The organism is Sphingomonas canaveralia, assembly GCF_047238125.1.
Taxonomy (GTDB): Bacteria; Pseudomonadota; Alphaproteobacteria; order Sphingomonadales; family Sphingomonadaceae; genus JBDFMH01.
Genome location: NZ_JBDFMH010000001.1, coordinates 1,622,946 through 1,647,453 on the forward strand (window position 1 = coordinate 1,622,946; position 24,508 = coordinate 1,647,453).

The window sequence follows — 24,508 nt, forward strand, 5'->3', positions numbered from 1 at the left end:
CGATCGTGCCATATCAGCTCACCACGACAGGGCCGACCGGGAGGGTCGCCACGCCACCGCGCGCGTCCGTCACCCGGAGGGTATAGTTGAATGTGCCAGCGCCGCTGTGCGTGCCGGTAACGGACAGGCCGACGATCGATCGGCCAGTGGGCAGCGCGCCGCTCGCCAGTGTCATCGTGAACGGCGCAAGGCCGCCTGCGATGGTGGGCGTGAACGCTGCCGAGGAATTGAGCGCGACTGCCGTCTGGTTACCGGACAGTCGCAGGCCGGTAGAGGCCGCGCGGGCATAAGCCTTTCGGCCGGGTGAGCCGAATTTAGCGTAACGCACGGCCCTTGCCATTACTTGGCGGCCGACTTCGCGGAAGGCTTTCGCGCGGTAGGCTTCGCCGGCTTTTCTTCGCGCGAGACATCCTTGGCGTCAGCCGGCGGATCGACCGGATCGGTCTGAGCGACCACCTTGGCGCCGTCATCAGCATCGGGCGCTTCGTCGCTGACCGGCTCAACCGCGCCAAGCCCGACAAGATAGTTGTAGTCGTGCTTCGAAAGCTCGACTTCCGCGCCGGCATCCTCGCCGTTCAGCGGCTTCTTCGTGACCGTCTTGATCATCGCTTCTCTCCCAACAGGAAAGGTTGGGGAGGGATCGAAACCCCTCCCCGTTCAGGCTCAGGGAACGCGACCCAGATCGCCGTAGACCAGCGCGGTCGTGCGGTAGATCGCGAGCGCGAGCCGCTCTTCCGCGCGGATGGTCACCTTGTTCTTGACGAAGTTGTCCTGATCCTCGGTCGAAACCTCGACCGTCGCGTCCTGGCGATCGAAGATCTGGGCAGCGAGGTTGAACGCGCCGACCAGCGCCTTGTCGACGCCGATCGCCTGCGTCTCGACCACCGGCAGGCCCCACAGGGTCTTCTGGATCATGCCCTGCGGCTGACCGATGATGTAGCCACCGGCCGAGTCCTTCGCGATCTCGATCGCCGCCATGTCGATCGGGTTCATCACGATGCCGTTCGCCGGATATTCGGCCAGCGCTACCTGCAGGATCATCAGGCGAACCACATCCAGCGGCGTGGCAGCGGTGATGCTGCCCGGTGCCGAGTATGCAGCCGCGTTGGTGATCAGGCCGGGAAGGTTCTGGCCGGTGCCGGAACCCGTCAGCAGCTGGACTTCCTCGGCGTAGGCCAGGCCATAGCGCAGCCGCTGGTCGATCATCGAGCGCAGGCCCGGCGCGTCGGCCAGGATCTGCACCGATGCCCGCATCCAGTGCGCAATCGTTCGCACGCTGGCGGTGACCTCTTCCACCTGCAGTTCGGACTGCGGCTTCAGCACGCCTTCAGCGACCGGCGCAGCAGCGTTCGTGAACGCCTTCTCGCGATCATATTCGATCGACGAACTGCTGGTCGTGCCGGGCGCGAGCAGCGAGCGGATCGTCATGCGGCGCTGCTGGAGCATCACCGGGCCGACCTGCTGCGGCTCGACCATCGCACCGACCGAACCGGCGGCGTCGGTCGTCAGCGAGGTGATGTCCTTCACCTCGATAATGCAGCGCCCACGCGGATGCGCTTGGCCGGCGAACGACTTGAAGCCGTCGCTTTCGATGAACCGCTGGCCGGCCGAAGTCGGACCACGCTGCTCGGTCTGTTCGGACGCGATGCGCTGCTCCAGCTGCGCCAGCAGGCCTTTCGCCTCGTTCGCAGTGGTGAGCGCTTCGTCAGCCTTCGCCTTGAAGTCGGCGGAAAGCTGCTCGCCCTTCTCGGTCATGCCGATCGCACGTTCGGCAATCGCCTTCACTTCGTCGAACTTCTTCTCGACAAGCGTCTTCGTTTCGGCCGCCAGCTCGGCGACCGACTTGGTCTCGGTAGTCATCTTGGTGCCCTTTCGGCAAATGGTGATGTCAGACGCGCAGCGCTTCCAGGAAAGCCCGCGCTTCGTCGTTCGCCGTGCCGTCAGGCTCCCCCTGACCCGTCTTGAGGTTGATGCGCACGGCGCGCTCAGCCTCGCTGTTCGAAAGCCCAAGCGCCTTGAAGAAGGCGTCGAACTCCCGCTCCGTCAGCCGATCCCCGGCTGCAAGTCTTGCCCTGGCGTCCTCGATCCCCTTCACGCTGGTGATCAGCGCCTTCGCGTTCATGGGGATGGTCACCAGGCTGATTTCGTGGAGAGCGACTTCAAGCAGATGCCGAGCCTTGCCCACCAGCTTGTCGCGCAGCGTGCGGTAGCCGATCGACAGGCCGCCGTAGGCGCCGTCCTTCGCCATCGCATGAGCCTCGCGACCGTCGACGGTCGACATGGCAAATCGGCCCTTGGATAGCAGGCCATCGGAGGTTTCTTCGAAGCCCGTCCACACGCCCACTGGCCGGCGCTGATCGTGGAACAGCAGCATCGGAAGCGACTTACGGCCATCCAGCGACTTGGTCGCCGAGCCCGGCAGCAGAACGTCGCCGCCATAATCAACATTGCCATAACCCGCGGCCAAGCCAACGATTGTGCCGTCAGCGTCGATCTGCTTCAAGTCGAGCGGGAAGTCGAACTCGTTCATACGACGGCCTCCTCGCCGCTTTGTGTGATTGCTACGTTCTGTGATTGCATCCGGGGCACGTCACCGCCCGGAACTGGCGGCATGTTTTCCAACCGGCGGACCTCGTTGATTGTCATCCAGCCATTGTTGAGACCGGACTGGTAGAAGGACGCGCGACCAGCGCTATCGCCGCGCAGCAAACCTTCAAGATTGAACTCGATTGTGATGCCAGCGATACGATCTGCAGGTGTTAGGAGCTGCTTTTCGACAGCCTGCTCGATCCGCTTGAGCCGGCGGCGAAGCGAAAATTTGACGAAACCCAAGGTCTGCTGTTCGAGCCCGGTGCCCCAGCTGGTGCTATTCTCGGTGTGGCCCACCATGTGGGGTGGAACCCCAAACACGCGACATATTTCCTCAACAGAAAACCGCCTGCTTTCAAGCATTTGCGCATCGACCGGATCGATAGTCAGCTGGTCCCACTTCAGTGCGTTATCCAGCAACATGGGCCGGCCTGCATTGATCGAACCGACGAATTTCTCCTGCAGCAGCGCCTCCAGTTCGCGGCGCTGGTCGCCATTCAGCGACTTATCAGTGGACAACACGCCGCTCGGCCGCGCTCCATTCCGGAACACGGTCCCGGCAGCCGAGTCCGCCGACTGCGCGGTATCGAACGCCCCCCGGCAAGCGGACAGGGTGGAAAGCCCGGATAGCGCATCGCCCAAAGGTCCGCGGATGTGCAGAACGTCAGTGCCGGCGCGAATAATCGCTCCGTCTTTGCCGTTCCAGGTGTAGCGCAACCGGCCGCCAACACGCTCTGCGCGCACCAGATCCGGGCGAACCGGCGTCAACGAATAGACAGAACCGTCCGCGCGCTTCTCGATCGTCGCATAGGCATTGCCCTGCAACTCGACCGCCGCCGCCATATACTCCCAGAAATCAAGGGCTGTTTGATCGAAATTCGGGCTATCGTGCAGCACGTAATACAGCGGATGCTGGCGCGCGACGCTGCGGACGCCCTGTGTATCCGTCTGATAGACCATGAGCGGCAAGCTGGAGATTGTGCCCGCCAGCAGATTGACGCACGCCCAGGTTGCGGAATGACCAAGCGCGCCGCCCCCGGCACTCGCGCGCCAGTCGGCATAGTCGGCAACCGTCACCTGGTTGGTGACGAAGTTATTGCCATTCTCCGAAGACGCAGCGCCCCCCCGCCACGGCTCGATATCCTTGGTTTCTACCTCGTTCAGGCCAACGAGCTTGCGCCACCAGCTCACGCGGCGAAGCTCTTGATCCAGTCGTCCACGCTCGCTTCCGGGATCGTCATTGCTTCAATCCCTTCCGCCATCGCCAACGCCACCATGCCGTCGATCCGGCCCGTCGCCTTGCCCTTCACCAGCTTCCGGTTTCCCGCCGGGTCCGCTGTCACCACCGCGTTCGCGGCGCACATCGTCAGCACCGGGTTGCCCCCATGCCGTAGTCGGCCCTGCAGCAAGTCCGCTTCCAGCGCGTCCAGCGCCGGCGACATATCCTTGAAGCCTTGCCCGTATGGCTGAAGCGGCAGCACGATACCCAAGCGGTCCAGTTCAGCCTTCAGCCGATCCATCCGCCAGCGGTCGAACGCGACCGTCGCCACGTTCAGGCCCGCGCAGATCACCGCAATATCGTTCGCCACGAACTCGTAATCGACCACCGGGCCGGGCGTCAGCCGGATCAGTCCGTCCCGCGCCCACACGTCATACGGTGCCCGGTCGCGCTTCGCCGCGGCCTTCACGGTCGCTTCCGGCATCCAGAACCACGAACGGACGTGCAGCAGGCCATCCTGTCGGCTCGTCAGCACCAGCGCGGTCAAGTCGGTCGTCGATGACAGGTCCAGCCCGCCATAGACGGCGCATGTCCCGAACTCTGCTGGCTCGTCGTTCCCCGCCTTCCAAACGCTCGCCGAAACGAACGGGCTCATCATGTTCACACGCTGGTTGAGGTAGAGAACGCGGAAAGCGGATTCGCCGGACGGCATCCGCTTCGCTTTCTCAGCCTTGTCCGCCACGTCAGCCTTAGACCTGAAGAGACCCAGCGCTGGGTTGGCAGCTTTCCAGGCAGCCTCGTCATCCAACTCGCAATCTTTCGGCGCGCGGTAGACGTGGCAAACAATCGAAGGATCTTCGGATCGCTCGGCATCGTCAATCATGATGCTGAGCATGTCAGCATCCGTTGGCGCTTGCGTCGAAATGACGATCAGTAATGGGTTTTCGTAAGCTCCCTGAGACGTGATGATAGCATCGACGAAATCGTCTTGCGGGCCTTTTACCTGACCAAGCTCATCCAAGATCGCTACGATGGGCGAACCGCCGTGAGCCGTCTTACCTTCCGCGGCGAGCGCTTCGTATTCGACGTTCATTAGCAGGCCGATCAAGCGCTTCCCGCTCGGCACTGGCTTGATGATCGGCCGAAGAGTGTCGCTCAGCGCGACCATCTTTGATGCGTAATTGTAAACTTCCGCTGCCTGCTTCCGCGACCGGGCACCTGAGCTGATACGACTGTTCTGAACAGCCTCAGGTCCAGCAATATGAATGATGACGATCAGCGCGATCGTAGCTGTTTTCGAGTTCTTCCTGGCCATCGACAAGATGGCTGTCCGGGTCAGAACCTCATTGTCATAAACCGCGTAGAAGAAATCTTCCTGGAAATCCGCGAGTCGGATTTTCTGACCGACCTTATCGCCCTCCGGCACCCGGCAGTGGTTTTCAGCGAACCTCATATTCTTCTCAGCGCGGGTCAGCTTACCCAACGGCAGACTGCGCCACTCGCGCCGAACCGGCACTGGGCCGGACAAAAACGGACTAATGAGTCGTGGGGCGTGCGATGAGGTCGTCTTCGTCCGCGACTCTTGTAGCCGCATCTTCGCTCACCCTTGCTTGGCTGCGGCGCTTATCCACGTCCCGCTGCTCGCCATTCTTTCCGCGGTTATGAATGCCTAGCGTCTGCCGGTATTTCATCACGCGCGAATGAAGATCAGAAACGATGCGGAGCCGGGGGTTTGCCGCCAAATTGCCGCCAGTAGTCGTCACCACCGCATCCTCGCCGCTCAGTGCGAGTTCTTCGTCGCGCAGCCGGCGCATTGCGATGGCAAGCATGGCGGCCAGTTCAAGATCGTGCCCGGTCCACTCAGCCTTGGTCTTTTCAGAAAGAATGGAACACCAGAAGGGCTGATCAGCTTCGACTAATGGAACGTGAGCAGGTGCCTCGATGGTCACGACCGCAGCCTGCATCACCTCGACCTGCGCGGTTACGCTATCGACCCGCTGGCGGCGCTTGGTCATCAAACCTCCATCGCGCGGGCGAGAAACTGTGTTAGCGATAAGAGAAAGTTATGCGGCGGTGTCGAGCAATGAAGACTGTGGAGAATAACCCTCCCGCCCCCTATGCAGCGACACTGAACAGGCTTGGTTGTCCGTACACCCGATCAGACTTCGCCCCATTGCACTGCCTACAAGCGCAGGCGGTGTTTGCCCGCGTGTGCGAGCCACCCTTCGCTAGAGGAACGATGTGATCAAGCTCTGGTGCGCTCGGCTTGTATGAGCCGCGCAACCTCTTGGGGGTTGAACGATGGCACAGATGGCAGCGCCAGCCGTCACGCTCAAACACCTCAAACGGATCAAAGCGTTCAGCATCCGCGCCTCGCTCTATCGCCCTACGTTCAGCACGATGTTTGCGCTTGGCAATCCTGTAAGCTTCTGACCCTCTGTTCTTCAAACGGACAGTTGTAGACGCTTGCAATCGACAATCACCACAGCGCTGCTGCCACTTGTCGACCTGAGTGCCACAATCTCGGCATCTCTTACCTGCCTGCGCTGCCTTAGCCTCAGCACGTGCCCTAGCCTTCACTGCGCGAGACCATCTGGCGAACTCGACCTTAGCCGCTTGCACCCGCCTCGATTGCTCGCCCCGCATTCTGATCAGCGCGAACCCGCATTCACGCGAGCAGCACAGCCCAGCGTCACGATTGATTGAGCTTCGGCGAAATAGTGCAGAGCAGACTACACAAACCCGCTCGACCTTTTGACGCAACACCCTGGCGACAGAGCCATTCGCTCTTGCCCGAAACGTTTCGCCGCATTTTAACGAGCAGAAGATTCTCTTCCGGCCTGGTTTATTTAGAACAGTCTCAAACGGAGCGGCACATTGCGCGCACGTATGCGTCACCGCTATGGGGACAGAAGCCATATCGAACCTCGCACGTTCGGTTGGTTAGGCCCGGCTTGGTGTTACAGCACCTTGCCGGGCCGCTTATTTCTAGCCGACTTCGTGCCAACCATCCAGGCCAATGCGAACCACCTTGCGATGACCAAACTGGGCAGCGGTGGCGTCTCGATCGCATTCCCTGCACAAGTTGCGCGTGTTGCTGTCGTTGTCGCTGCCACCATGGGCAAGGGGCACGATGTGATCGACCACTGTGGCGATGGTCGCGATGCCCTTGGCCCTGCAATGCTCGCATAGGCCCTGAGTGCGTTCGAGCCGGCGCAGGCGTTGCGCCTTGCCAGCGCTCCCACGTAACCGCTTGATCACCTCCCCTCCATCCTGAACGCGATCGATCTGACCTCGTGGGCCAGTTCGTTCTTCTCAAGCAGGTAGCGTTCGGGATCGCCTCGATATGGGGTGAGACGATCGATGCGCTTGGCGATGACGTGAAGGTATGCCGCATCAGACGCAAGTCTGGAGCATGACGGATAGCTGCCATGAACGCGCCGCTGTGTCAACGGTCTTCATTCGCAGGGATCAGCAGGAAGTCAGCAAGCCGGGAAAGGGCCACGGCCAGATCCTTCAGCGTGCGCTGCCCTGCCCTGTTGCGCCTGTCTGGCATGGCGTCGTGCAGCAGGAGTCGATCGACATAGCCGAGCATGTGGGCCGGGATGTGCCGCCGTGCGTCGTGCAGCACCTTGCGCGCCTGAACCTGCTTCTCAGTGCGTGCCAGGCCATAGGACGGCTCGCCATTGCTGGTCATGCCGCCATAGTTCGCCACCACGCTGGACGTGAACCGGCAGGCCTCGTGCTGTCGCTGATACCATCCGCCCGCATACCAGCAGCGCCAGTCGATCCGGTCCGCCTTGTAGAGCCGGTCGAGATGGGATGCTGCAAACCGGCGGGTCAGACCGATTGGTTGTTCGGCGCTGTCGATCTCGGCCGGGTTCACGAATGCGAAGTCGTCGCCCTTGGCTAGTCGCTCGGGTGTCGCGTCGATATGCTCGGCCGTGATGATGATCCGGCGCTTCCGTTGCGAACGCTGCTTGGCCATCACCATTCCCCCACAGGAAGATCGCGGTAGGCGGGGATGTCGAAGGGATTTGTATCGACCATTCCCGCTTCTCCGATTTTGCCCCACCTGCGCATCACCAGCGGTTCCGCGCCACCACACCTGCCCCACCTGCCCCACCCACCCCCCTTTAGGGGGGGGGTGGAGAGGGGCTGTGGGGTGCGGTGAGGCATGTGATTTGCCCCACCTGCCACACCTTGCCCCACCTGCTGTTTTTCGAGGTGGGGCATCACAATTGAGCCCAGTTTCCGACGACCACGAACGGCCGTTTGTTACGCTTGCTGTCTTCCATTTCGACGATCTCGAGCGCACCTTCGCGGACCCAGGCTTTAATCAGGGCGGCGACGCGGCTGCGCTGTTTGCGATCGTTCAAGTCCAGCCCAAGAGCTTCCGAAACGGGCTTTCCGACCCATGCGAGAGCCTGGCTGTTTTCCCGCCATTCACCGGCCCCAACGGCCTTCTGAACGCGGATCAGGTCGTGGACCGAGATGCCCTCGAAGACGTCTGGGGCAGTCCACGGGCAGGCAACGCCGACGCTATCCCCATTGGGTAGATCGACGTTGTTCATGCGATACCAGGTCGTCGAACCGGGCGGCGCAAGATTGGCTTTGTCGTTATCGACGCGGAAGTAGAAGCGGGCCTCGTCCTCTGCGACCTGGACCTTCTCCGCCTCTTCCTTGGACATGCGGTTGAAGACCATGACGGAGCGCGCCGCGCCGATCAGCGATGACGCGCCGCGCGCGCTGTCCGCGGTCGCTTCGGACCCGTTCTGCTTGCGGACGTGATGCACCAGGTTGATGCTACAATTGCAGACATCGGCGATGCGCGCCCATTCCTTCACGACGACATCGATCGCCATGTTGTCATTCTCTGACACAGCGTGCGAGCTGACGAACGGATCGATAATCAGAACGTCGATCTTCCGATCGAGGATCTCTGCGATGATCGCATCGACGACCGGGCGCACGACCTGCACGCCTCCCTGCGTTTCCTCTGCGATGACACAGCGCTGATCGCGGCCGCTATCGACATAGAGACGCTGACCGAACACCTGCGGTTCGAGTTTGAACCGATCGGCTGTCGCATAGATGCGGCGCTCGGTTTCCTCGGTCGGGTCCTCGAGGTTGTAGAGCCAGACGGTGTGTGGCCCGCCGTGGAGCCCCTGCGCATAGAGATCGCGTCCGGACGCCATCGCCAGCGCCTCACCGATCTTCAGCGATGATTTGCCGACACCACCAGCCGCCACGTCCACAGAGACGAACTTGCGCAGCAGATGCTTGCCGTAGATCCATTCACGCTTAGGAACGGTCGCCGGGTCACGCCACACGAACGGAGAGGCCCGCACAGGCCGATCGCTGGATACCAGCGGCTCCGGCGCACGAAACATCGCCGCCACATCCTCGAGCCCATAGTGCCCGGCCTGATCGTTGAAATCGGTGCCGTCCGCGCCTTGCAGGTCCGGCACGATCACACGGCCTGACACTGCCTTGGCCGCAGCCTCCGCGGCCTCGAGGCCATTGGTATCCGCGGCAATGATGATCTCGCGGCCGGGATAGCGACGCTGCGCGATCTGGGCCGTCCGCTTCAGCGCGCCCTTGGAGAAACCGACCAGCACCAGCAGCCCGGATGCAGCCTGGATTGTCGCGCCGGTGGCAAATCCTTCGACAATGACGATCGGGCCCTGGTCCGCATCACCGAGCGCGAGCGTGCCGCCGGCAACAGGCGCACCGGCATGAAACAGTTTGCGCGCACCGGGTTCGGCAGGGATCGACTGCACCGACATGATAAGGCCGGCGTCATCATAAATCGGCACCAGCAGGTTATCGCCTTCACAGCGCGTACCGTAGGGCGCGACACCCTTGCGCTCGAGATAGGCGTTGCCCTTGCCGTTGATCGCGTGCGCGCGTGCCCAGCGGGCTCGAGCGTCCAGCGTGGCATTTTCCTGCCGCTTCTTCTGTTGCGCTTCGCGGTGACGGGCTTCGCGTTCACGGCGTTCGCGGTCTGCGTCGTCAAGCCGCGGGGCTTGGCCGCCAGTCAGAAAGCGGATGCTTTCGCCGATCGACAGATGCTGGGTGCCAGCGACGAAATCAATCACGTCGCCATGCGCGCCGCAGCCAAAGCAATGATAGGTGTCATCCTTGTAGATGACGAGGCTGGGGCTCCGGTCCGGATGGAACGGGCACACCGCCACCTTGTTCGCGCCGGCTCGCTTCAACGGCAGCGCCTGGGACACGACCTGCTCGAGCGGATATTCGCGCCGGATCGCGTCGAAATCGATCGCCATGGTCATGCGGTCTCCAGCATGTTCGCCGAGATCATGAGCGTCGCATCCTCTCGAGAGATTGCCTCGCAGGCCCCCGCCGTCACGATCAGCGCCTTGCGGTCCTCTGCCGTGGGGCAGCGGTTCACCAGTAGTTGCAGCGCCTCGAGATGTTTAGGCAGGCAGGTCGCGATGGCATTGATGTTCACGCCGCGATCTCCCCGATGAACGGGGCGCCGGCGCTGCGCAGGAAGGCCAGCGCATGGTCTGGGTCGCGGGAAACGGTGGCCGGAAAGCCGAGCGCGGTGAGCCGGTCCAGCCATTCGGATTGATTGTCCGACAGCCTACCCTTAGCCGACTTGAATTCGACGAAAGCGATCCCGCCCGGCCAGATGCACATCACATCCGGGAAGCCGGTTGCCATGCCTTCGCGCTTGGCCTGCTGTGCTGCCCACCGGGTGCGCTTGGCAGCGTTCGGAATGGCGACGATATGCACGCGCGGGCACAGCATCCGGGCGCGGCCGCGGAACTGCGTCTGGATGACGATCTCGGAGCGGGTGTCAGCCGGCACGGGCGCGCCTCCCCTGCTCGAGTGTCAGAAGATATTCCGCCGTCTTGGGCTTCAGCCGATAGAAGTGGGCGAGCCGGTCCACGTCCCAGCCCTCGAGCGAGCGCGCGTTGCACAGGAACGTCTTGGCGTTTGCCTGCGCAGTCGGGCTGTCGATCGACGGCATCTGATATTCGGGGCGGTACTGCCTACGCATCGGCCACCTCCACCACACCCGACGCTTCCCGCTCCGCCACGACCTCAGCCATGAGCGCGCGGATATCGGCTTCCTGGCGTCCAAAGTTGGCGGCCCAGAGATGAGGCTGAATGACACCCCAGCGCTCGTCAGGGATCTGGGACAGCATGGTGCGGATGGTGGGATCGCCGGTCATGCCGCGATGCCGATCGGCTGTGCGAGAATACCAAGGCCGGCGCTTTCAGCCCGCCGCAAAGCCAGCACTCCGCGGTTGCCGCTGGCGAACAGCGCTGTCCCGCACGACGGGCTTTTGCCTTCCGTCCCGTCCGGACGAATAAACCGGATCTTGCGCGTGAACAGCACGGCGTCAGCCTTGCGCCATGCCTCCCAGAACCACGGCGCGGACGTGCGGTCCGGCGTCAGCGCGATGCCGTTGCCATGCGCGAAGAACCGATCGAGCCAAGGGACGATGGCGTTGCGGCCACCGAAAGGCGGGTTCATCCAGACGAAGCCGCGCCACGGTGCGTCGAGGCTTCCAGCGCAAATAAAACCGTCCGCCGGAACATGGGTCGGCTGTGCGGGGGCGGCTACGTCCAGATCGAAGCGACACCCCAGCGCTTCGAAGACGTGCGGCGGGGTATACCACTCGTCAGATCCCCCCTGATTTTCCCACGCGCTCACAGCGCCACCTCTTCACTGCGCAGCTTGGCGATCATGTCGGCGTTGGTGGCGGACTTGCGGCGGCGGTCACGATCGCGGCGCATGGCGAGGCGCAGTTCTTCCCGGCGCTTAGCTTCGCGCAATTCTTGATCCGCCTTCGCCCACTTGTCGGCGATCATGGTGGCGCTTTCGCAATGGAACGCGGCCAGTTCACGCAGCCGGGCGAACTCGTTCCACGGCCAGATGTTGGACAGCACCCCCATCACGCCACCTGCCGCATATGATCGCAGCCAATGTCGCGGCGGACGCCACAGCACGGGCATGGATCGCGATCGATATAGGTGCCGGCGGGCTTCGAAATGTCGCGCGGGTGTAGCCGGTTCGGGCGCGTCGGCATCGAAGCGCGAACCCGAGCAACGCGAGCAACGTCCACGTCTAGGCCGCGGCTGAACCGCAGATAGTTCGCGACCGACCTGTCAGACGTTAGCGTCCGGCACAGATGCTCGATCTCGCTGCGAGCAGCGGTCATAGCCCGCGCTCCCGCATGATCATCCTGACACGGGCTTTCGTGGTGTTTGCGTCGCGACCGATGCGATGAGCGATCTTGCTCCAGGTCAGCCCATCGACACGCATGGCGATAACGGCCTCGAGCAGATCAGCCGGCCAAGCCGATACGGGGCGGCCCATCATGCGACCACACTCAGCGACCGCGGAGAATGCAGCCGAGCGCGCAAAGCATCGATCGCATCGCCCAAGCGCTCAATCTCGGGTGCCATGTCTGCGAGCTCGTCGTCGTCGATCAGGCCGTCGTTTTCGAGCGCGATGGCGACTTTCAGGCTGACTTCGGCCAGCTTGGTCGAGATGCCCTTAGAGGCCTCTTCGGATGTCTGGATGCGAACCGCTTTGCAATTGGCGAGGGCCAGCACCTTGTTCGCGAACCGGCCGTTCCAGGTGTTCAGCGCCGAGATGAACGACACCAGCCCCATGTCGGCTTCAGCCAGTGTATAGGCGCGGGCGCGATCCTCGCTCTTGCCGAGAGCGCGGCCGAGGTCGGAGAAAGTGAGCGAGTCTTCCTTGCGGATGGCGCTCAGACTTTCACCGGCAGCCTCAAGGATCAAAGACGCGGGAATTAGGACCCGCTTGCCGTGGAATTGCGGTGCCGTACTCACTTATCCACTCCTTCATGTTCGAAGCTCGCCACATCGCCGACCTGATTGCCGAGCTGCTGGCGGGTGTTGTCGTCTGCGAGGAACTGGGCGATGCGGTCGTCAGCCCGGCGTGCAGCGAGGCACAGCGCGAAGGCGAAGATCGCGATGACGAAGAATGTGATGCCGAGCGCCCAGGCCATTATGCGGCCTCCCTGTCGGAGCGGCGGATATGAGCGCCCCACTGATCCGCCATCGCATCTGCAATGCCGGCGAAGGTGCGGCTGCGCTCCTTCCAGCGATTGGGGCCCGGGGGCATCTTGTGAATGCGTGCCTCACGACCCTCGACGATGTTGGTGGGCAGCAGCTTGGGGAGGCCCTTCAGCCAGAGGCAGGTCGCCTTCGTCTCGCCATGCCCGAACTGCCATGGCTGGATGATCTGGTCGGGCTTGCGGATCGCGCTGCTGATGATGCTGATCGGGTTCTCGACCGCGATATGCGGGACAGGTGCTTCCATGAGCAGCCGCACGAACTCGAGAGAGCGCTGTTGCCGACCGTCCGCGCGCTTGGCCGGGAAATGCCGGGCGCCGCTGACAGCCAGATCGGTGCAGGGCGGATGGCCAATCAGCAGATCCCATCCATCGCGCAGGATCGCGGAAACATCGTCCTGGATGTGCCAGCGGGGATCGCCCTCGGTCGGCAGAAGGTCGCACGACCACGCATCGAACCCCTGGGCACGGAAGGCATCGCGCACGGTCGCGCTGTATTCGCAGGCGATCAGGACGCGCATCTACCGCCCTCCCCCACGAACCGAGACGGGCACGACCTTCATGTTGGCCACGTCCCATTCGGTGGTGCGGGGCTTTACGGGGATGAAGATCATCGGCTGCGGAGTGGCGGGCTCGAGCCGGGTCACGCGGCTTGGCCTTGTTCGGGGGTGGTGGGGCGGCGGGCGGCGGGTCGCGTCTTGTATGTGTATGGCTTGTGATAGCGTGCGCGCTCAGCGACGTAGTTTGGATGCGCTGGCCGACGCTTCAGTTCGGCCGCATAGTCCAGCAAAACGGCTTCGTGATCGGTCATGCCCGACGTGTCGGACGATGCTCGCCATTCCTTCAGAATGCGGTTGATGTGCGCGGGACGGTCGGGATTGTCGCCGTAAGGGCAGGCTCCGAACGCGCGCTTTTCCGCCCATATTACAGTGACGGTGACGCCCTGCTTCCGCGCTGTGATGCCGCTTTTCGAACGATTGAGACGATCGCCGGCCGACAGATCGATCGCCTCTTCCACTGGACACCCTGCTGCCAGCTTCACGATAAGCGCGCGAAGTTCGGGCGTCGGCCGAAACCACTCATTGCGCAGGAAATGGTTCTGGAAATGACCGTGGAGGGCGCGCTCCAGATCAAAGCCGCCCGGCGTGGTCGCGACGATCTCAAGCGGAAACGGCGACCAATTCATGATCGACCGCAGCCGGTTCTCAGGCTGATCGGAGCATCCGATCTTGATCGGGCCGTCCATACCGACCGGCTTGATGAAATAGACGTAGCGGGTGCGGTCACGATCGCGTGCGTAGAAGTTGCTCATGCCGCGACCCCAAGGCCAAACCGGCGCACGATCTCCGATTGCCATAGCTCCATCGGAACAGCGCCGCCGGTCGCGGCTGCAATCTTCTCCGCGATCTCGCGTGTGGGGAGGCGGCCGTTAGCCCAGCGATGGACGTTCGGCTGCGAGGTGCCGATCGCGCTGGCAAGGCCCGCTTGGGAGTTGCCATCTGCTTCGACATACCGCTTTAGGGCGCTGCAGTAGTTCGTCATGCCATGTGCATATACCGATATGGCATATCGACGCAATACCGGATCGGATATTCCGCTGCGCTTTCTTTCAGGCCAACCGATGCCAATGGGGTATCTCGATCGCCTAGCCGAATTGCGGAAGAAGCGCGGTTTCACGCAAGCATCGCTGGCCGAACGCTTGGGCGTCGAGCAGCCGACAGTTCAGCGTTGGGAAAAGGGCAAGCGCGAACCGGATTTGAAACAGCTGATCGAACTAGCAGCGGTGTTAGGTGTCGAGCCGGGCAATCTACTTGGAGGCGACGAAGCCGCGCCGATTGGTCCACGTCTTTTCGTGAAGGGCGAGGTTGCCGCAGGGGTGTGGAGGGCCGCAATTGAGCTGCCCGAAGATGAATGGCAGACGTTTAATGGGCGCTCCGACGTGACGACCGATATTCAACATCGGTTCGGTCTGCGCGTAGTCTCGGACAGCATGGACCAGGTTTATCCGATCGGGACGATCGTTGAATGTGTGTCGCTTTTCGGTCGTGCTGAGGCCGTCCCAGGCAAGCGCGTAGTCGTGGTTCGCATGAATGACGACGGCGAATATGAAGCCACCATCAAGGAACTGGTTGAGAAAGACGGCGAGCTTTGGCTGGTGCCCCGGTCCAGCAACCCCGCCCACGTTCCGTTCCGACTATCCGATCGCGCTCCGGGCATCATCGAAACGCGGATCGCTGCCGTCGTCGTATCGTCGGTCAGACCAGAATAGCAAAATAATATGCCAAAGCGGTATTGACCGCTAATACCGTTTCGGCATATCACACCTCCATCGCCGGTGACCCCCGGCATGGAGATAGACGATGGCGACCTCGCCCTCCCCGCCGCCGACCTTCAGCTACGAAGACGCTCGCCGGTTAAAGCGCGAATGCCTCGGCGATCCGCGCGACCATAAGGCTGTGATCGACTGCCAGCGCGAGACGCAGGCCATGATCGACATGATCTGGAAGGCGTCGTTCGCCTCGCTGCGCTCGGGAAGCCTTGGCCTCACCGAATGCCACGGCGATCCGCTGCGGAGGGTGGCGTGATGGTGCGCTTTGCCGAAGAGCGCGCTGCTGCTGCGCTTGCTGATCTATGCGGCTGTCCGGGCTTGTTCGCTGGGCAATACGAAGATCTGGACCTTGTTCCGGCTGAATATGTCGAGCGTCGCTATGATGGCGCTGCTGGCTTCATGGGTTTGGCGAAGGCTTACCCCACCTCGGCAGGCCTAGCCGCCCTCACCGAATGCCACGGCGACCCGCTGCGGAGGGTGGCGTGAGCGCGCTGCTGGACCTCGCCGATCGCGTGGAGGGTTTGGAGGGCCCGGATCGTGACATTGATCGCGAGATCATGGCCCTCTTGCGACTGCCGCCTGACTATGCCGCAGACTGGGGGCCACAAGACAACTGCAGGCCCGCACCCTTCGCCTACACCGCCTCGATCGATGCCGCTATAGCCCTTCTCGATCAGTACGGTGTGCTGCTCCACCTTTCCGACATTGGCGCAGACGGTCTGCCGTTGGCACGAGTTGGCAGGCCTGATCTGGATCAGGTTCCGATTTTCACAGGTATCTCTTCGCAGATAGCACTTAAAGCCACGCCGGCCAGTGGATTGGCAATCGCCCTCTGCGCCGCTGCCCTTCGCGCTCGTGCCGCACAGGTGCCGGAATGACCCTCCCCGCCCTACCCATCGCACCCCGGCGCGCGGTGATCGCTGCCGCCATTCAATTCAACAGGAGAAACCCCAATGCTGACTGACACCATTGTTGCGCCCAGCGACGTGAAAGCTTTCATGCTCGGCTGCGATATTCCTGATCTGTCTATTCGCCTTAGCGGCTCGCAGATTTCGGCAAGTTGCACCTGGCCTCATGGCGATGTGGTGCGCGGCAAGTTCTGTCACGGACAGAGCGTCGACCTTGCCGAAGCTATCGCACAGCTGCGCGCCGAACTCGACAAGGCAAAGCTCGCCGCCAAGAAGCTCAAGACCGCCGCCGAATGCAAGGAAGCGGTTCTCGACCTGATCCGCGAGCATGACGCCGCGCCCGCATCGTTCCGCGATGCCGTCGATCAGCTGCAGGTGCAGTGATGGAAGACGAGTTGCATCAGGCGCTTAGCGTCGCCGAGCGATGGGCACAGATGGCCATGGATGAGTGCCGCCCCAACAGCGATCGATACGAGACTGCCCGCTACGATCGCGACTGGGCCCGGCGGATTAAAGCCGAGCACCTCCGCCGAGCCTTGGCCCGATGACCCGCTATTTCGAGGCCCGCGACGACGCGCGGCCTGCTCAAGATAGGGAGACGAGGTGATGGCGACGCATACGCCGGGGCCGTGGTTTCCGCACGGGTTCACATATCCTGAGGGCGTGGTGGGCGACGTATTCGCACACGACCACACCAACGTTCTAGCTTGCACGCCGATCTGCCGGGTCGTCGAGCCAGTTTCGAAAATGGATAGCGATCTTCGTCGCCCTCCAATCGACGCGCTGCGGGCTGTGGCCAGAAAAGAAGCGGCACGCCCTGTAATTGAAGCCAACGCCCGCCTGATTGCCGCCGCGCCGGAATTGGCGAAGGCGCTGGCCCCGTTCGCCGCAATTGCTGCTGTCGATATCGGTGACGATGAACACGACAGCGATCTGGTGCGGCCGATGAAGCACAATCACGCGCCTAACATAACTGTCGGTATGATCCGCGAAGCCCGCGCCGCCCTCCAGAAAGCAGGTGTGGCATGAGCGCGGCAAAGGCCAAGACCACTGTTATCGGCATCGAGATACCGCGCGATCAGCTGGCACTCGAAATCGCGATTGCCTGTCTTGGAATGAAGCCCCCGGCAGGGGCTACTCCTAAGCAAGCCTTCGACCAAATGGCGAGGGTTGAGCCTGCCATGGTGTCAGGTTTCTACGCGGCTGCCGATCGCGCGGTGATGTTCTTTCACCAGTGCGTGAACGACGCGAGGCAGCCGTCATGACCGCCCGCACCCCCTGGACAGCACAGCGCACCCGAGACGCGGAAATCGCCCGGATGCCGATGGCCAACGTCTCGCGATCCGAAGCGATCGGGACGCCGCTTATCACCGCACTGTTCCTGGTGATCGGCATCTTCGCTCTTGTGATTGGAGGATAACCATGGGCGTCACCTATCACGCGGATCTGATCCAGGGCTCGGACGAATGGCTTGCCGCGCGCTGTGGCCTGCTGACCGCCAGCGAGATGAAGCTGATCCTGACGCCGACGTTAAAGGTCGCGAACAACGACAAGACGCGGGCGCACATGTGGGAACTGCTGGCACAGCGGATCACCGGCTATGTCGAGCCGCACTATGTCAGCGACGACATGCTGCGCGGGCAGGAAGACGAGTGGGAAGCGCGCCGTCTTTATGGCGAACACTTTGCGCCGGTCGAGACGACGGGCTTCATCACGAACGACAAGTGGGGCTTCACGCTCGGCTATTCGCCCGACGGCTTGGTGGGTGATCATGGCCTGATCGAGTGCAAGTCACGCCGGCAGAAGTTCCAGATCCAGACAATCGCGGCCGGCGATGTGCCGGACGATTTCTGGATGCAGGTCCAGACCGGGCTGCTGGTCTCCGAACGCGAGTGGCTGGACTTCGTCAGCTATTCCGGCGGCCTGCCTATGTTCGTGATGCGCGTCGAGCCGGACGAACACACGCAAGGTGCGATCATCGAAGCCGCCGCCGAGTTCGAGGCGCGCCTAGCCGATGCCGAGAATGATTACCGCGGCGCGCTTGCCGCGATGCCCAAACTGATCCCGACCGAACGGCGGGTAGAACAGGAGATGTTCGTATGAACGATATGAGCGCAGTGATCGTGCCGAAGTCCGATCAGGTCACCGCCGAGGATTTCATCGCCGGGCCACGCACCTTCACGATCGAAGGCGTCGCGATCAACGCCGGCACAGAACAGCCGGTGTCGATCAAGCTGGCAGGCGAGCCCCGCGTGTTTCGGCCGTGCAAGAGTATGTCGCGCGTGCTGGTCGGCGCGTGGGGAGCGGATGCCAGCAAGTATGTCGGTCGATCGTTCACGCTCTACCGTGACCCCAAGGTGAAGTGGGGCGGCATGGAAGTGGGCGGCATCCGGATCAGCCACATGACCGACATCGAGCGCGAGATGATCATGGCGCTCACCGCGACGAAGGGGAAGCGCGCGCCACATGTCGTGAAGCCGCTGACCGCACCTGCTGCCAACAAGCCGGCGCCCGCCCGCCAGTCGCCTGCTGATTGGGCCTGCGCTGCAATCGCGCGGATCGAAGCCTGCGAGACGACCGAGGAACTGGACGCGCGCCGAAAGAAGGACGAGCGCGCTATGGCGAAGCTCGAAGCGGAACACCCCGACCTGCACAAGCGAGTCGAGCAGGCCGATACCGCCCGGTTCATCGCGCTGTCGGCCGAACGCAAGCCGGACGCGGATCATGGCGACGGGTTCGACGGTGGCGACATGATCACCGACGATCTGGTTGAGGCGGATCAATGAGCTTCGACCACCTGAAGCGCGAGGCCCACCACAACGCCAAGCTGCGCGAACCGGATATCGTCGTGATCCGCAAGCGTCGGGCTGCCGGGGAAAGCCAGCCTCGCATTGCCCGCGACTTCAATGTGTCGGCCATGCAGATCAGCCGGATCGTCCGCGGTCTGCACTGGCCGGGCTAACCTCCACGCGCCCGGAGCAACAAATCTAGGGTCAGCCTCTCCGGGAATTACGGGGCTGCCCTGGTAGGGATAGAGAGATGCAGAAGCTGATTAGCATAGCCGCAGGCGGGCTTGGTGTTTCCCTAGCAGGCATTGGTCACGCGATCGAAGAGGGTACGCGCTGGCCAACTAATGACACCAAGCGCGATTTGCGTGGACGCAGCAGCTTCGATCCGCGGGTCAGCCGCTGGACCGGCAAGCCACACGAACACAAGCGCGAGATTGCTCGCCGTCTTCACCAGCAGGCCAAGCGCGAACAGGTGCCCGCATGACGCGCCCTGCAACCCCGATGGGGGAGGGGAGCCTGGATTACCGGGTTAGCTGGCCGCGACCGGCGACACCGTGCGATCTGGTGCCGCTCTGGAAGGGCGAGTTCGCCAGTCATGCCGATTGGGTGAACTTTGCCACCAAGCGCCTCACCGGCACGCACAATGGCCGCTCGGAGGTAAAGGCGATCTGCGTCGATGCTTTCGGCCGGCGGTGCCACGATGGCGGCGACTTCATGCGAGCCGATCAGGATGGAGCGTTCCCTGTCCGCTATTTTTGGGAATGCGTCCCCACGTCCAAGGACACCCCCAATGACTAGCCCCACGATCGACCGGACGCGGGAGGCAGCGCCTTGCATGATCTGTGGCGGGCCTGTCAGGGCTGACCGCTACGATCCCGATGATGCGCATCCTGAGATGGCGATGAATTGCGAGGGTTCATGCCAGAGCATCTTCATCCTGCCAGAAGTGAAGGCGTATGATGACGCGGGCTTACTCGCCGCCTGGAACACCCGCGCCACCCCCGCTGTGCCCGAAGGCATGGTGCTGGTGCCGAGGGAGCCGACAGAGGCGATGATCGAAGCTGCGCGTATCGACATCCAGTGCCGCCGTGACTGTATTGTCTCGAAATGCACCGCTAAAGCCGCCTACGCCGCAATGATCGCAGCCGCTCCCCCCGCCCCCGCTGTGCAGGGCTGGCAGCCGATCGAGACTGCGCCGAAGGATGGGACGGCCTTTCTATTCTGTATGGCTGGCTCAAGTCCAACCTACATTGGCAGATATGGCCGGCCGCAGGTTAGCGATGTCACGCACGAAAGATGCTTGTGCTACCTGTCGTATACCCCGACGCATGATCGAAATTTCTTTCGCCTCGGCGGGATGATCAAGTGCGGTATTCAAGCCACCCACTGGATGCCCCTCCCCGCTCCCCCCGCCCCTCTCGATCGGGAAGGACAGGCGGATGGGTGAACAATCGTTCGCGCGCTTCAAGCAAGCCGATCTGACCCGCGCCGTGAAGGGCGTGGAGGCTGCCGGTATGCGCGTGGGGCGTGTGGAGATTGATCCCACCGGCAACATCGTCATCATCGCGGCAGATGCGGCACCGGCCCGCCGCGGCAACAGCCTGGATCGCTTTCTGTGAGGAAACGCCTCTACCCGCCCAACGTCACGTCGTTCAAGGATCGCCACGGGCGCGAGAGGCTGCGCTATCGCAAGACCGGGCAGCCGGCCTACTATTTCAAGCATCGGTTCGGCACCGCGGAGTTCGCAGCCGAGCTGGACGCGTGCAAGAAGGGTGAACCGCTGCCGGCTGTTCCGATCGGGCAGTCCCGCATCCGCCCCGGCACGGTCAACGATCTGATAGCCCGCTATTACCGATCGGGCACGTTCAACGCTGGCGGCGCGACGACGCAGGAAAAGAACCGCGGCATCTTCGAAGGCTTCCGCGCGCTGTGCGGCAACGACATGGTTCGCGACTTCAAGTTCCAGCATCTGGACGCGATCATCACCGAGAAAGCCAAGCGGTATCCGGCCGCGGCGCGCAACCTACGCAAGCAGCTTCGCCGGCTGTTCGAATATGCGGTCAAGATTGAGATGCGCGCCGACAACCCGGTTGAAAAAACCGACCGCGTGAAGGTCAAGACGAAGGGGCACCACACCTGGACCGAGGATGAGATCGCAGCCTATCAGGCGCGGCATCCGGTCGGCACCATGCCCCGGCTCGCACTCGAATTGATGCTGTGGACCGCCGCCCGCAAAGGTGACGCAACGAAGCTCGGCATGGCGAATGTCGAGGATGGCTTCCTGACCTATGTGCAGGACAAGACCAGTAAGACGATCAAGCTGCCAGTTGCCGAGGATCTGCGCCAGGCCATCGTTGCGATCGAGCCCATGCCCGACGTGCCGACGTTCCTGCGGACCAGCTTCGGCAAGTCGTTCACGGTGGACGGGTTCGGCGGCTATTTCCGTCGCCAGTGCGATGCCGCCGGTCTGAAGCACTGTTCGGCTCACGGGCTGCGCAAGGCCATATCGCGCCGCCTCGCCGAAATCGGGATGAGCAATCAGGCGATCAAGGCCATCACCGGGCACAGCGGAGACGCGGAAGTGGCCCTCTACACACGCGGAGTCGAGCAGGCGAAGCTCGCCCGTGATTCGATGGGGGCACTTGAGAATTGGGCTAACCCCCAAAACGGGGTAGCCAAAACACGCTCGGAAACCCGCAGAAATCTGCGAAAAGGAGTAGACAGCGGTGGGCCCGGCAGGATTCGAACCCGCAACCTAGCCGTTATGAGCGGCCGGCTCTACCATTGAGCTACAGGCCCCCCGCCACCGCTGGCGATAGCGGGCGATGGGCGATGCTGGCAAGCGTCAGCCGCGGCGCGCGGCAGCAAGGATATCCTGCGGGCGCGCGCCCGCGATGCCGTGCCGGGCGAAGCGATCGAACACCCCGTCCCACCAGGCCCAGAAGGTCGCCAACTCGCCCGCGTCGCGCACATAGGGGGTGTGGCCGGGCACCAGCGATGGCGTGTGGAACGACAGGCTGAACAGCTGCACGCCATCGTCGATCAGCGCCTCGATCGCATCCAGCGCATCGGCCAGCGGCACGTCCTCCGGCGTCAGTGGCACGCGCTGCGCCAGCCGCGTGCGCGCCAACACGCCGCGCAGGCTGGGCAACCGCGGGAACCGCACCCGCCGCCGCATCGCGCCGACCATCGCGACACTTAACGGCACTTCCAGCAGCGGCCCCGCCCACCAGGGCCGCACCGGATGGTCCGAGAAGTCGGGCCCGCCCTCGGCCGAATAGTCGAACAGCGGTCGGGTCGAGACATCGATCCCGTACCCCGCCTCCGCGATCAGCCGGCCGGTGTTCGGCCCCACACCATAGCGCCCGGCACGGAAGGCGAGCGGCGATCGCCCAAACCGCCGCGCCAGCAGACCGGTCAGCGCAGTGATCTTCGCTCGCTCCAAATCGATCGCAAGATTGCCCGCAAAACTATTGTGCCGGTTGACTTCTTCCTCGTGCGGCGGCGTGACCCACGGGTGCAACTGCGCCCCGACGTCGCAGCGATCGTCCGTCACCAGATCGACGATCGCGTCGCCCGCTTCCGCCACCGGCCAGTCGATCATCCAGGTCGGCACCACCCCCATCGCATTGAAGCGCAGATTGGCAGCGGGCAGCGCCACAAGCGATGTCGTGGCGGTCTGCGATCGATCGAGCGGCCGTTCCCAGTCAAACTCCTCCTCGGCATCGGCCAGCACGCAGAAGCGCCGGCCGAACCCGCGGTCCAGCCTGGCGATCGCCTCACGGGGCGGTGGCCGATCGAGGCGGATCGCCCGCGGCGGCCGATCCGGCGAACGCGCGATCGGCCTTACCCCTGCCGCTCTTCCTCGCCGCGCACCGGCGCGGATTGCATCGGCAGCCGCAGGACGAACTGGTCCGGCTCGATCGCCAGTGTGCCATGCGCGGCATCGGCGATATTGCGCACCAGCCGCAGCGCGAAGCCCAGCCCCAGCAGCGGCGCATCCGGCCAGTCGCCATCCGGCGAATAGCCGGGATCGAGCAGCGCATGATCGTCGCGCCCCGCCAGCGCGGCCGGCCGGTCGACCGCAAAGATCATGTCCCCGCCATCACGCGTCAGCGTCGCGGTAACCGTCTCGCCGGCACCGGCGACGGCGATCGCGGAGGCGAGCAACCGGCCCAGCATCCGCTCCACTGCGACCGGATCCGCGCCGACCGGCGCCGCATCGGTCGCGATCCGCAGCGTCAGCCGCACGCCGCGCCCGGCGGCCAGCGTCTCGTGCGCATCGTGCAGGCGGGCTAGAATGCGGGCAGGATCGGTGCTGCCGGCCGCAACGTCCCACCGCCGCGTATCGACCCGCGCCGCGGCATCGAGGTCGTCGACCGCATCGAGCAGCCTGCGACCCTCGCTGGCGATCTCACGCGCACGATCTCGATAGAGCGCTGCGGCCGGGCCGAGCACTTGACGATCGATCATCTCGGCAAAGCCTACGATCGCGTTGATCGGGGTGCGCAGTTCATGGACCAGCTGGCGCAACGAATCGGGGGCAAAGCCGACGCCGGGCATCGTCGCCTGGGAATTGACGGGCGCCGCGCTTTCATCCGCGCGCGGACGGCGTGCGGTGCCGCGATAGCCCGTGAAGCGCCCACCGGCGGGATCGAAGAACGGCACCGCCGAGATCCGCCATTCGCCCGCGGTCGGCCCGTCTCCCGCTACCGACAGTCGCGCATCGCGGAACGGCGCGCGGTGCCGGAACGCGCCTGCCACCTGCCCGTCCACGCCCTGCCCGGAACTCGTTGCGGCAATCGCGAGCGTTTCGCCGACCAGCGCCTCGCGCGGCGCGCCCTCCACCCAACGCAGCACGCCATCGGCGCCGGTTTCGAAGCGAAAGCTCTCGGCCCGCGTCTCGCGATCGATCGCCGGCTCGCCAGCAAGCGGTGCGCCGGGAAACGGCTTGCGACGGCGAAACGCGTCGATCCGCGCCACCAGATCGCGGATCTGGGCATCGCCGCCCGGTGTCGGCGTACGATCATCCTCGATGCGCGGCGCCTCAGGCTCCAGCAGCTCGGCGACCGGGCCCGACATCACGAGATCGATGGCGCCGAACGCGCCTAGCGCCTGCACCACGGCCAGCGGCAGATCGCGCCGGTTGCGGACCACGCCGCGCGTTGTCGGCCCAAGCGCTGGCAGCAGCGCCATCCAGGCCGCGGCCGGCAGGGTCACCCCGGCCAGCAGCGGCGCAGCGATCGCGGGGGGTTCCTCGGCGAACAGCCGTACCAGCGCTTCCGGTATCTGCCGCCCGGCGAGCCCGGCGGCGACCGCGGCGCGCACGCTCAGGGGTACCTCGTCGCGCAACGCGCGCAGCCGATCATAGGCGTCATCGGTCGCCGCCCCGCCGCGACCCTGCGCGAGGACATCGACGATCTGGACCCACGCCGCGCGCTTGGCGGCGGCAGAATCCAGTCGCTGCGCGAGCAGGGTCGCGAGCATGTCGTCGAAACGCACTGTGGATGATCTCCCGGTTCTCGGCGACCCGCTTGATTACGGTTCCGTTGCGATCACGTATCAGTTCGTTAACGCGCGAGCTGCCCTTG

At 63.6% G+C, this 24,508-nt stretch carries 40 protein-coding genes, 1 tRNA gene and 1 pseudogene; 17 read left to right on the forward strand and 25 right to left on the reverse strand.

All coding sequences use genetic code 11. The features are described from left to right. Positions 1–13: 13 nt before the first annotated feature. From ABC347_RS07815 to ABC347_RS07850, 8 genes are all read right to left on the reverse strand, one after another. Entirely contained in the window at positions 14–328 is a 315-nt protein-coding gene (locus ABC347_RS07815; protein ID WP_413245173.1) for a hypothetical protein, read from the reverse strand. Positions 329–339: 11 nt separating this feature from the next. Further along, positions 340–606: a hypothetical protein gene (locus ABC347_RS07820; RefSeq protein WP_413245174.1), complete on the reverse strand. Its 267-nt coding sequence runs from the start codon at positions 604–606 to the stop codon at positions 340–342. A 57-nt stretch (positions 607–663) separates the two neighbouring features. Beyond that, positions 664–1,860 (reverse strand): phage major capsid protein, encoded by a 1,197-nt coding sequence (locus ABC347_RS07825; protein WP_413245175.1) that lies wholly within the window; start codon positions 1,858–1,860, stop codon positions 664–666. 28 nt (positions 1,861–1,888) lie between these two features. Then, positions 1,889–2,530, reverse strand: coding sequence for an HK97 family phage prohead protease (locus ABC347_RS07830; RefSeq protein WP_413245176.1), 642 nt, complete (start codon positions 2,528–2,530; stop codon positions 1,889–1,891). Beyond that, positions 2,527–3,780, reverse strand: coding sequence for a phage portal protein (locus ABC347_RS07835; RefSeq protein WP_413245177.1), 1,254 nt, complete (start codon positions 3,778–3,780; stop codon positions 2,527–2,529). Before ABC347_RS07835 ends, ABC347_RS07830 begins: the two co-directional genes overlap by 4 nt. Continuing rightward, positions 3,777–5,261 carry a terminase large subunit gene (locus ABC347_RS07840; protein WP_413245178.1) on the reverse strand — a complete coding sequence of 495 codons (1,485 nt, stop codon included), beginning with the start codon at positions 5,259–5,261 and terminating at the stop codon, positions 3,777–3,779. Before ABC347_RS07840 ends, ABC347_RS07835 begins: the two co-directional genes overlap by 4 nt. Positions 5,262–5,343: 82 nt before the next feature. Beyond that, the gene (locus ABC347_RS07845; protein ID WP_413245179.1) at positions 5,344–5,823 is read right to left on the reverse strand and encodes a hypothetical protein; all 480 of its coding nucleotides are present in this window, start codon (positions 5,821–5,823) and stop codon (positions 5,344–5,346) included. Between the two features lie 100 nt (positions 5,824–5,923). Then, complete coding sequence (locus tag ABC347_RS07850; protein WP_413247018.1) at positions 5,924–6,148, reverse strand: HNH endonuclease; 225 nt, start codon at positions 6,146–6,148, stop codon at positions 5,924–5,926. Here ABC347_RS07850 and ABC347_RS07855 point away from each other — a divergent pair. Beyond that, positions 6,110–6,241: a hypothetical protein gene (locus ABC347_RS07855; RefSeq protein ID WP_413247099.1), complete on the forward strand. Its 132-nt coding sequence runs from the start codon at positions 6,110–6,112 to the stop codon at positions 6,239–6,241. The two genes, ABC347_RS07850 and ABC347_RS07855, sit on opposite strands and share 39 nt — an antisense overlap. Positions 6,242–6,796: 555 nt before the next feature. Here the strand turns inward: ABC347_RS07855 and ABC347_RS07860 are convergent. The 14 genes from ABC347_RS07860 to ABC347_RS07925 all read right to left on the reverse strand — a co-directional run bounded on the left by ABC347_RS07860 (position 6,797) and on the right by ABC347_RS07925 (position 14,433). After that, a complete protein-coding gene (locus ABC347_RS07860; RefSeq protein ID WP_413245180.1) occupies positions 6,797–7,069 on the reverse strand; it encodes an HNH endonuclease in 273 nt (90 codons plus the stop codon). A 187-nt stretch (positions 7,070–7,256) separates the two neighbouring features. After that, positions 7,257–7,796 (reverse strand): hypothetical protein, encoded by a 540-nt coding sequence (locus ABC347_RS07865; RefSeq protein ID WP_413245181.1) that lies wholly within the window; start codon positions 7,794–7,796, stop codon positions 7,257–7,259. 247 nt (positions 7,797–8,043) lie between these two features. Then, on the reverse strand, positions 8,044–10,104 hold the full coding sequence (locus ABC347_RS07870; RefSeq protein ID WP_413245182.1) for an AAA family ATPase: 2,061 nt from the start codon (positions 10,102–10,104) through the stop codon (positions 8,044–8,046). Beyond that, on the reverse strand, positions 10,101–10,283 hold the full coding sequence (locus ABC347_RS07875) for a hypothetical protein (RefSeq protein WP_413245183.1): 183 nt from the start codon (positions 10,281–10,283) through the stop codon (positions 10,101–10,103). The genes ABC347_RS07870 and ABC347_RS07875 overlap by 4 nt, the downstream gene beginning before the upstream one ends. Then, positions 10,280–10,645: a VRR-NUC domain-containing protein gene (locus ABC347_RS07880; protein WP_413245184.1), complete on the reverse strand. Its 366-nt coding sequence runs from the start codon at positions 10,643–10,645 to the stop codon at positions 10,280–10,282. Before ABC347_RS07880 ends, ABC347_RS07875 begins: the two co-directional genes overlap by 4 nt. Then, positions 10,635–10,838, reverse strand: a complete 204-nt coding sequence (locus tag ABC347_RS07885; protein WP_413245185.1) for a hypothetical protein — start codon at positions 10,836–10,838, stop codon at positions 10,635–10,637. The genes ABC347_RS07880 and ABC347_RS07885 overlap by 11 nt, the downstream gene beginning before the upstream one ends. Then, positions 10,831–11,013 carry a hypothetical protein gene (locus ABC347_RS07890; RefSeq protein WP_413245186.1) on the reverse strand — a complete coding sequence of 61 codons (183 nt, stop codon included), beginning with the start codon at positions 11,011–11,013 and terminating at the stop codon, positions 10,831–10,833. Before ABC347_RS07890 ends, ABC347_RS07885 begins: the two co-directional genes overlap by 8 nt. Next, entirely contained in the window at positions 11,010–11,498 is a 489-nt protein-coding gene (locus tag ABC347_RS07895) for a DNA N-6-adenine-methyltransferase (protein ID WP_413245187.1), read from the reverse strand. Before ABC347_RS07895 ends, ABC347_RS07890 begins: the two co-directional genes overlap by 4 nt. Next, positions 11,495–11,800 carry a hypothetical protein gene (locus tag ABC347_RS07900; protein ID WP_413245188.1) on the reverse strand — a complete coding sequence of 102 codons (306 nt, stop codon included), beginning with the start codon at positions 11,798–11,800 and terminating at the stop codon, positions 11,495–11,497. Before ABC347_RS07900 ends, ABC347_RS07895 begins: the two co-directional genes overlap by 4 nt. 363 nt (positions 11,801–12,163) lie before the next feature. Then, on the reverse strand, positions 12,164–12,646 hold the full coding sequence (locus ABC347_RS07905) for a hypothetical protein (protein ID WP_413245189.1): 483 nt from the start codon (positions 12,644–12,646) through the stop codon (positions 12,164–12,166). Next, complete coding sequence (locus tag ABC347_RS07910) at positions 12,643–12,825, reverse strand: hypothetical protein (protein WP_413245190.1); 183 nt, start codon at positions 12,823–12,825, stop codon at positions 12,643–12,645. Before ABC347_RS07910 ends, ABC347_RS07905 begins: the two co-directional genes overlap by 4 nt. After that, positions 12,825–13,412: a class I SAM-dependent methyltransferase gene (locus tag ABC347_RS07915; RefSeq protein ID WP_413245191.1), complete on the reverse strand. Its 588-nt coding sequence runs from the start codon at positions 13,410–13,412 to the stop codon at positions 12,825–12,827. Before ABC347_RS07915 ends, ABC347_RS07910 begins: the two co-directional genes overlap by 1 nt. 122 nt (positions 13,413–13,534) lie before the next feature. Further along, positions 13,535–14,203: a GIY-YIG nuclease family protein gene (locus ABC347_RS07920; RefSeq protein WP_413245192.1), complete on the reverse strand. Its 669-nt coding sequence runs from the start codon at positions 14,201–14,203 to the stop codon at positions 13,535–13,537. Then, positions 14,200–14,433, reverse strand: a complete 234-nt coding sequence (locus ABC347_RS07925) for a helix-turn-helix domain-containing protein (RefSeq protein WP_413245193.1) — start codon at positions 14,431–14,433, stop codon at positions 14,200–14,202. Before ABC347_RS07925 ends, ABC347_RS07920 begins: the two co-directional genes overlap by 4 nt. 19 nt (positions 14,434–14,452) lie before the next feature. Here ABC347_RS07925 and ABC347_RS07930 point away from each other — a divergent pair, with 19 nt between their 5' ends. The 16 genes and pseudogenes from ABC347_RS07930 to ABC347_RS08005 all read left to right on the forward strand — a co-directional run. Next, the gene (locus tag ABC347_RS07930; RefSeq protein ID WP_413245194.1) at positions 14,453–15,160 is read left to right on the forward strand and encodes a helix-turn-helix domain-containing protein; all 708 of its coding nucleotides are present in this window, start codon (positions 14,453–14,455) and stop codon (positions 15,158–15,160) included. A 91-nt stretch (positions 15,161–15,251) separates the two neighbouring features. Continuing rightward, positions 15,252–15,476, forward strand: coding sequence for a hypothetical protein (locus ABC347_RS07935; RefSeq protein WP_413245195.1), 225 nt, complete (start codon positions 15,252–15,254; stop codon positions 15,474–15,476). Continuing rightward, a complete protein-coding gene (locus tag ABC347_RS07940; RefSeq protein WP_413245196.1) occupies positions 15,476–15,706 on the forward strand; it encodes a hypothetical protein in 231 nt (76 codons plus the stop codon). Before ABC347_RS07935 ends, ABC347_RS07940 begins: the two co-directional genes overlap by 1 nt. Next, complete coding sequence (locus ABC347_RS07945; RefSeq protein ID WP_413245197.1) at positions 15,703–16,098, forward strand: hypothetical protein; 396 nt, start codon at positions 15,703–15,705, stop codon at positions 16,096–16,098. The genes ABC347_RS07940 and ABC347_RS07945 overlap by 4 nt, the downstream gene beginning before the upstream one ends. Before the next feature lie 75 nt (positions 16,099–16,173). Then, the gene (locus tag ABC347_RS07950) at positions 16,174–16,512 is read left to right on the forward strand and encodes a hypothetical protein (protein ID WP_413245198.1); all 339 of its coding nucleotides are present in this window, start codon (positions 16,174–16,176) and stop codon (positions 16,510–16,512) included. A gap of 222 nt (positions 16,513–16,734) precedes the next feature. Beyond that, positions 16,735–17,157, forward strand: a complete 423-nt coding sequence (locus ABC347_RS07955) for a hypothetical protein (protein WP_413245199.1) — start codon at positions 16,735–16,737, stop codon at positions 17,155–17,157. Continuing rightward, complete coding sequence (locus ABC347_RS07960; RefSeq protein WP_413245200.1) at positions 17,154–17,393, forward strand: hypothetical protein; 240 nt, start codon at positions 17,154–17,156, stop codon at positions 17,391–17,393. The genes ABC347_RS07955 and ABC347_RS07960 overlap by 4 nt, the downstream gene beginning before the upstream one ends. Next, positions 17,390–17,548 (forward strand): hypothetical protein, encoded by a 159-nt coding sequence (locus ABC347_RS07965; RefSeq protein ID WP_413245201.1) that lies wholly within the window; start codon positions 17,390–17,392, stop codon positions 17,546–17,548. Before ABC347_RS07960 ends, ABC347_RS07965 begins: the two co-directional genes overlap by 4 nt. A 2-nt stretch (positions 17,549–17,550) precedes the next feature. Continuing rightward, a complete protein-coding gene (locus ABC347_RS07970) occupies positions 17,551–18,231 on the forward strand; it encodes a lambda exonuclease family protein (protein ID WP_413245202.1) in 681 nt (226 codons plus the stop codon). Next, a complete protein-coding gene (locus ABC347_RS07975) occupies positions 18,228–18,914 on the forward strand; it encodes a hypothetical protein (RefSeq protein ID WP_413245203.1) in 687 nt (228 codons plus the stop codon). Before ABC347_RS07970 ends, ABC347_RS07975 begins: the two co-directional genes overlap by 4 nt. Next, complete coding sequence (locus ABC347_RS07980) at positions 18,911–19,090, forward strand: hypothetical protein (RefSeq protein ID WP_413245204.1); 180 nt, start codon at positions 18,911–18,913, stop codon at positions 19,088–19,090. Before ABC347_RS07975 ends, ABC347_RS07980 begins: the two co-directional genes overlap by 4 nt. A 77-nt stretch (positions 19,091–19,167) precedes the next feature. After that, a complete protein-coding gene (locus ABC347_RS07985) occupies positions 19,168–19,401 on the forward strand; it encodes a hypothetical protein (protein ID WP_413245205.1) in 234 nt (77 codons plus the stop codon). After that, positions 19,398–19,715 carry a hypothetical protein gene (locus ABC347_RS07990; RefSeq protein ID WP_413245206.1) on the forward strand — a complete coding sequence of 106 codons (318 nt, stop codon included), beginning with the start codon at positions 19,398–19,400 and terminating at the stop codon, positions 19,713–19,715. Before ABC347_RS07985 ends, ABC347_RS07990 begins: the two co-directional genes overlap by 4 nt. Continuing rightward, positions 19,708–20,364, forward strand: a complete 657-nt coding sequence (locus tag ABC347_RS07995) for a hypothetical protein (protein WP_413245207.1) — start codon at positions 19,708–19,710, stop codon at positions 20,362–20,364. The genes ABC347_RS07990 and ABC347_RS07995 overlap by 8 nt, the downstream gene beginning before the upstream one ends. Next, positions 20,357–20,536, forward strand: coding sequence for a hypothetical protein (locus ABC347_RS08000; RefSeq protein ID WP_413245208.1), 180 nt, complete (start codon positions 20,357–20,359; stop codon positions 20,534–20,536). The genes ABC347_RS07995 and ABC347_RS08000 overlap by 8 nt, the downstream gene beginning before the upstream one ends. Before the next feature lie 593 nt (positions 20,537–21,129). Further along, a pseudogene (locus ABC347_RS08005) lies at positions 21,130–21,456 on the forward strand (tyrosine-type recombinase/integrase); the annotation flags it as partial. A gap of 188 nt (positions 21,457–21,644) precedes the next feature. On the opposite strand, the gene ABC347_RS08010 reads toward ABC347_RS08005, so the two are convergent. From ABC347_RS08010 to ABC347_RS08020, 3 genes are all read right to left on the reverse strand, one after another. Further along, positions 21,645–21,716, reverse strand: a tRNA-Ile gene (locus ABC347_RS08010). 46 nt (positions 21,717–21,762) lie between these two features. Beyond that, positions 21,763–22,653 (reverse strand): polysaccharide deacetylase family protein, encoded by an 891-nt coding sequence (locus tag ABC347_RS08015; RefSeq protein ID WP_413245209.1) that lies wholly within the window; start codon positions 22,651–22,653, stop codon positions 21,763–21,765. Between the two features lie 110 nt (positions 22,654–22,763). Beyond that, complete coding sequence (locus tag ABC347_RS08020; RefSeq protein ID WP_413245210.1) at positions 22,764–24,419, reverse strand: histidine kinase dimerization/phospho-acceptor domain-containing protein; 1,656 nt, start codon at positions 24,417–24,419, stop codon at positions 22,764–22,766. Between the last annotated feature and the right edge of the window lie 89 nt (positions 24,420–24,508).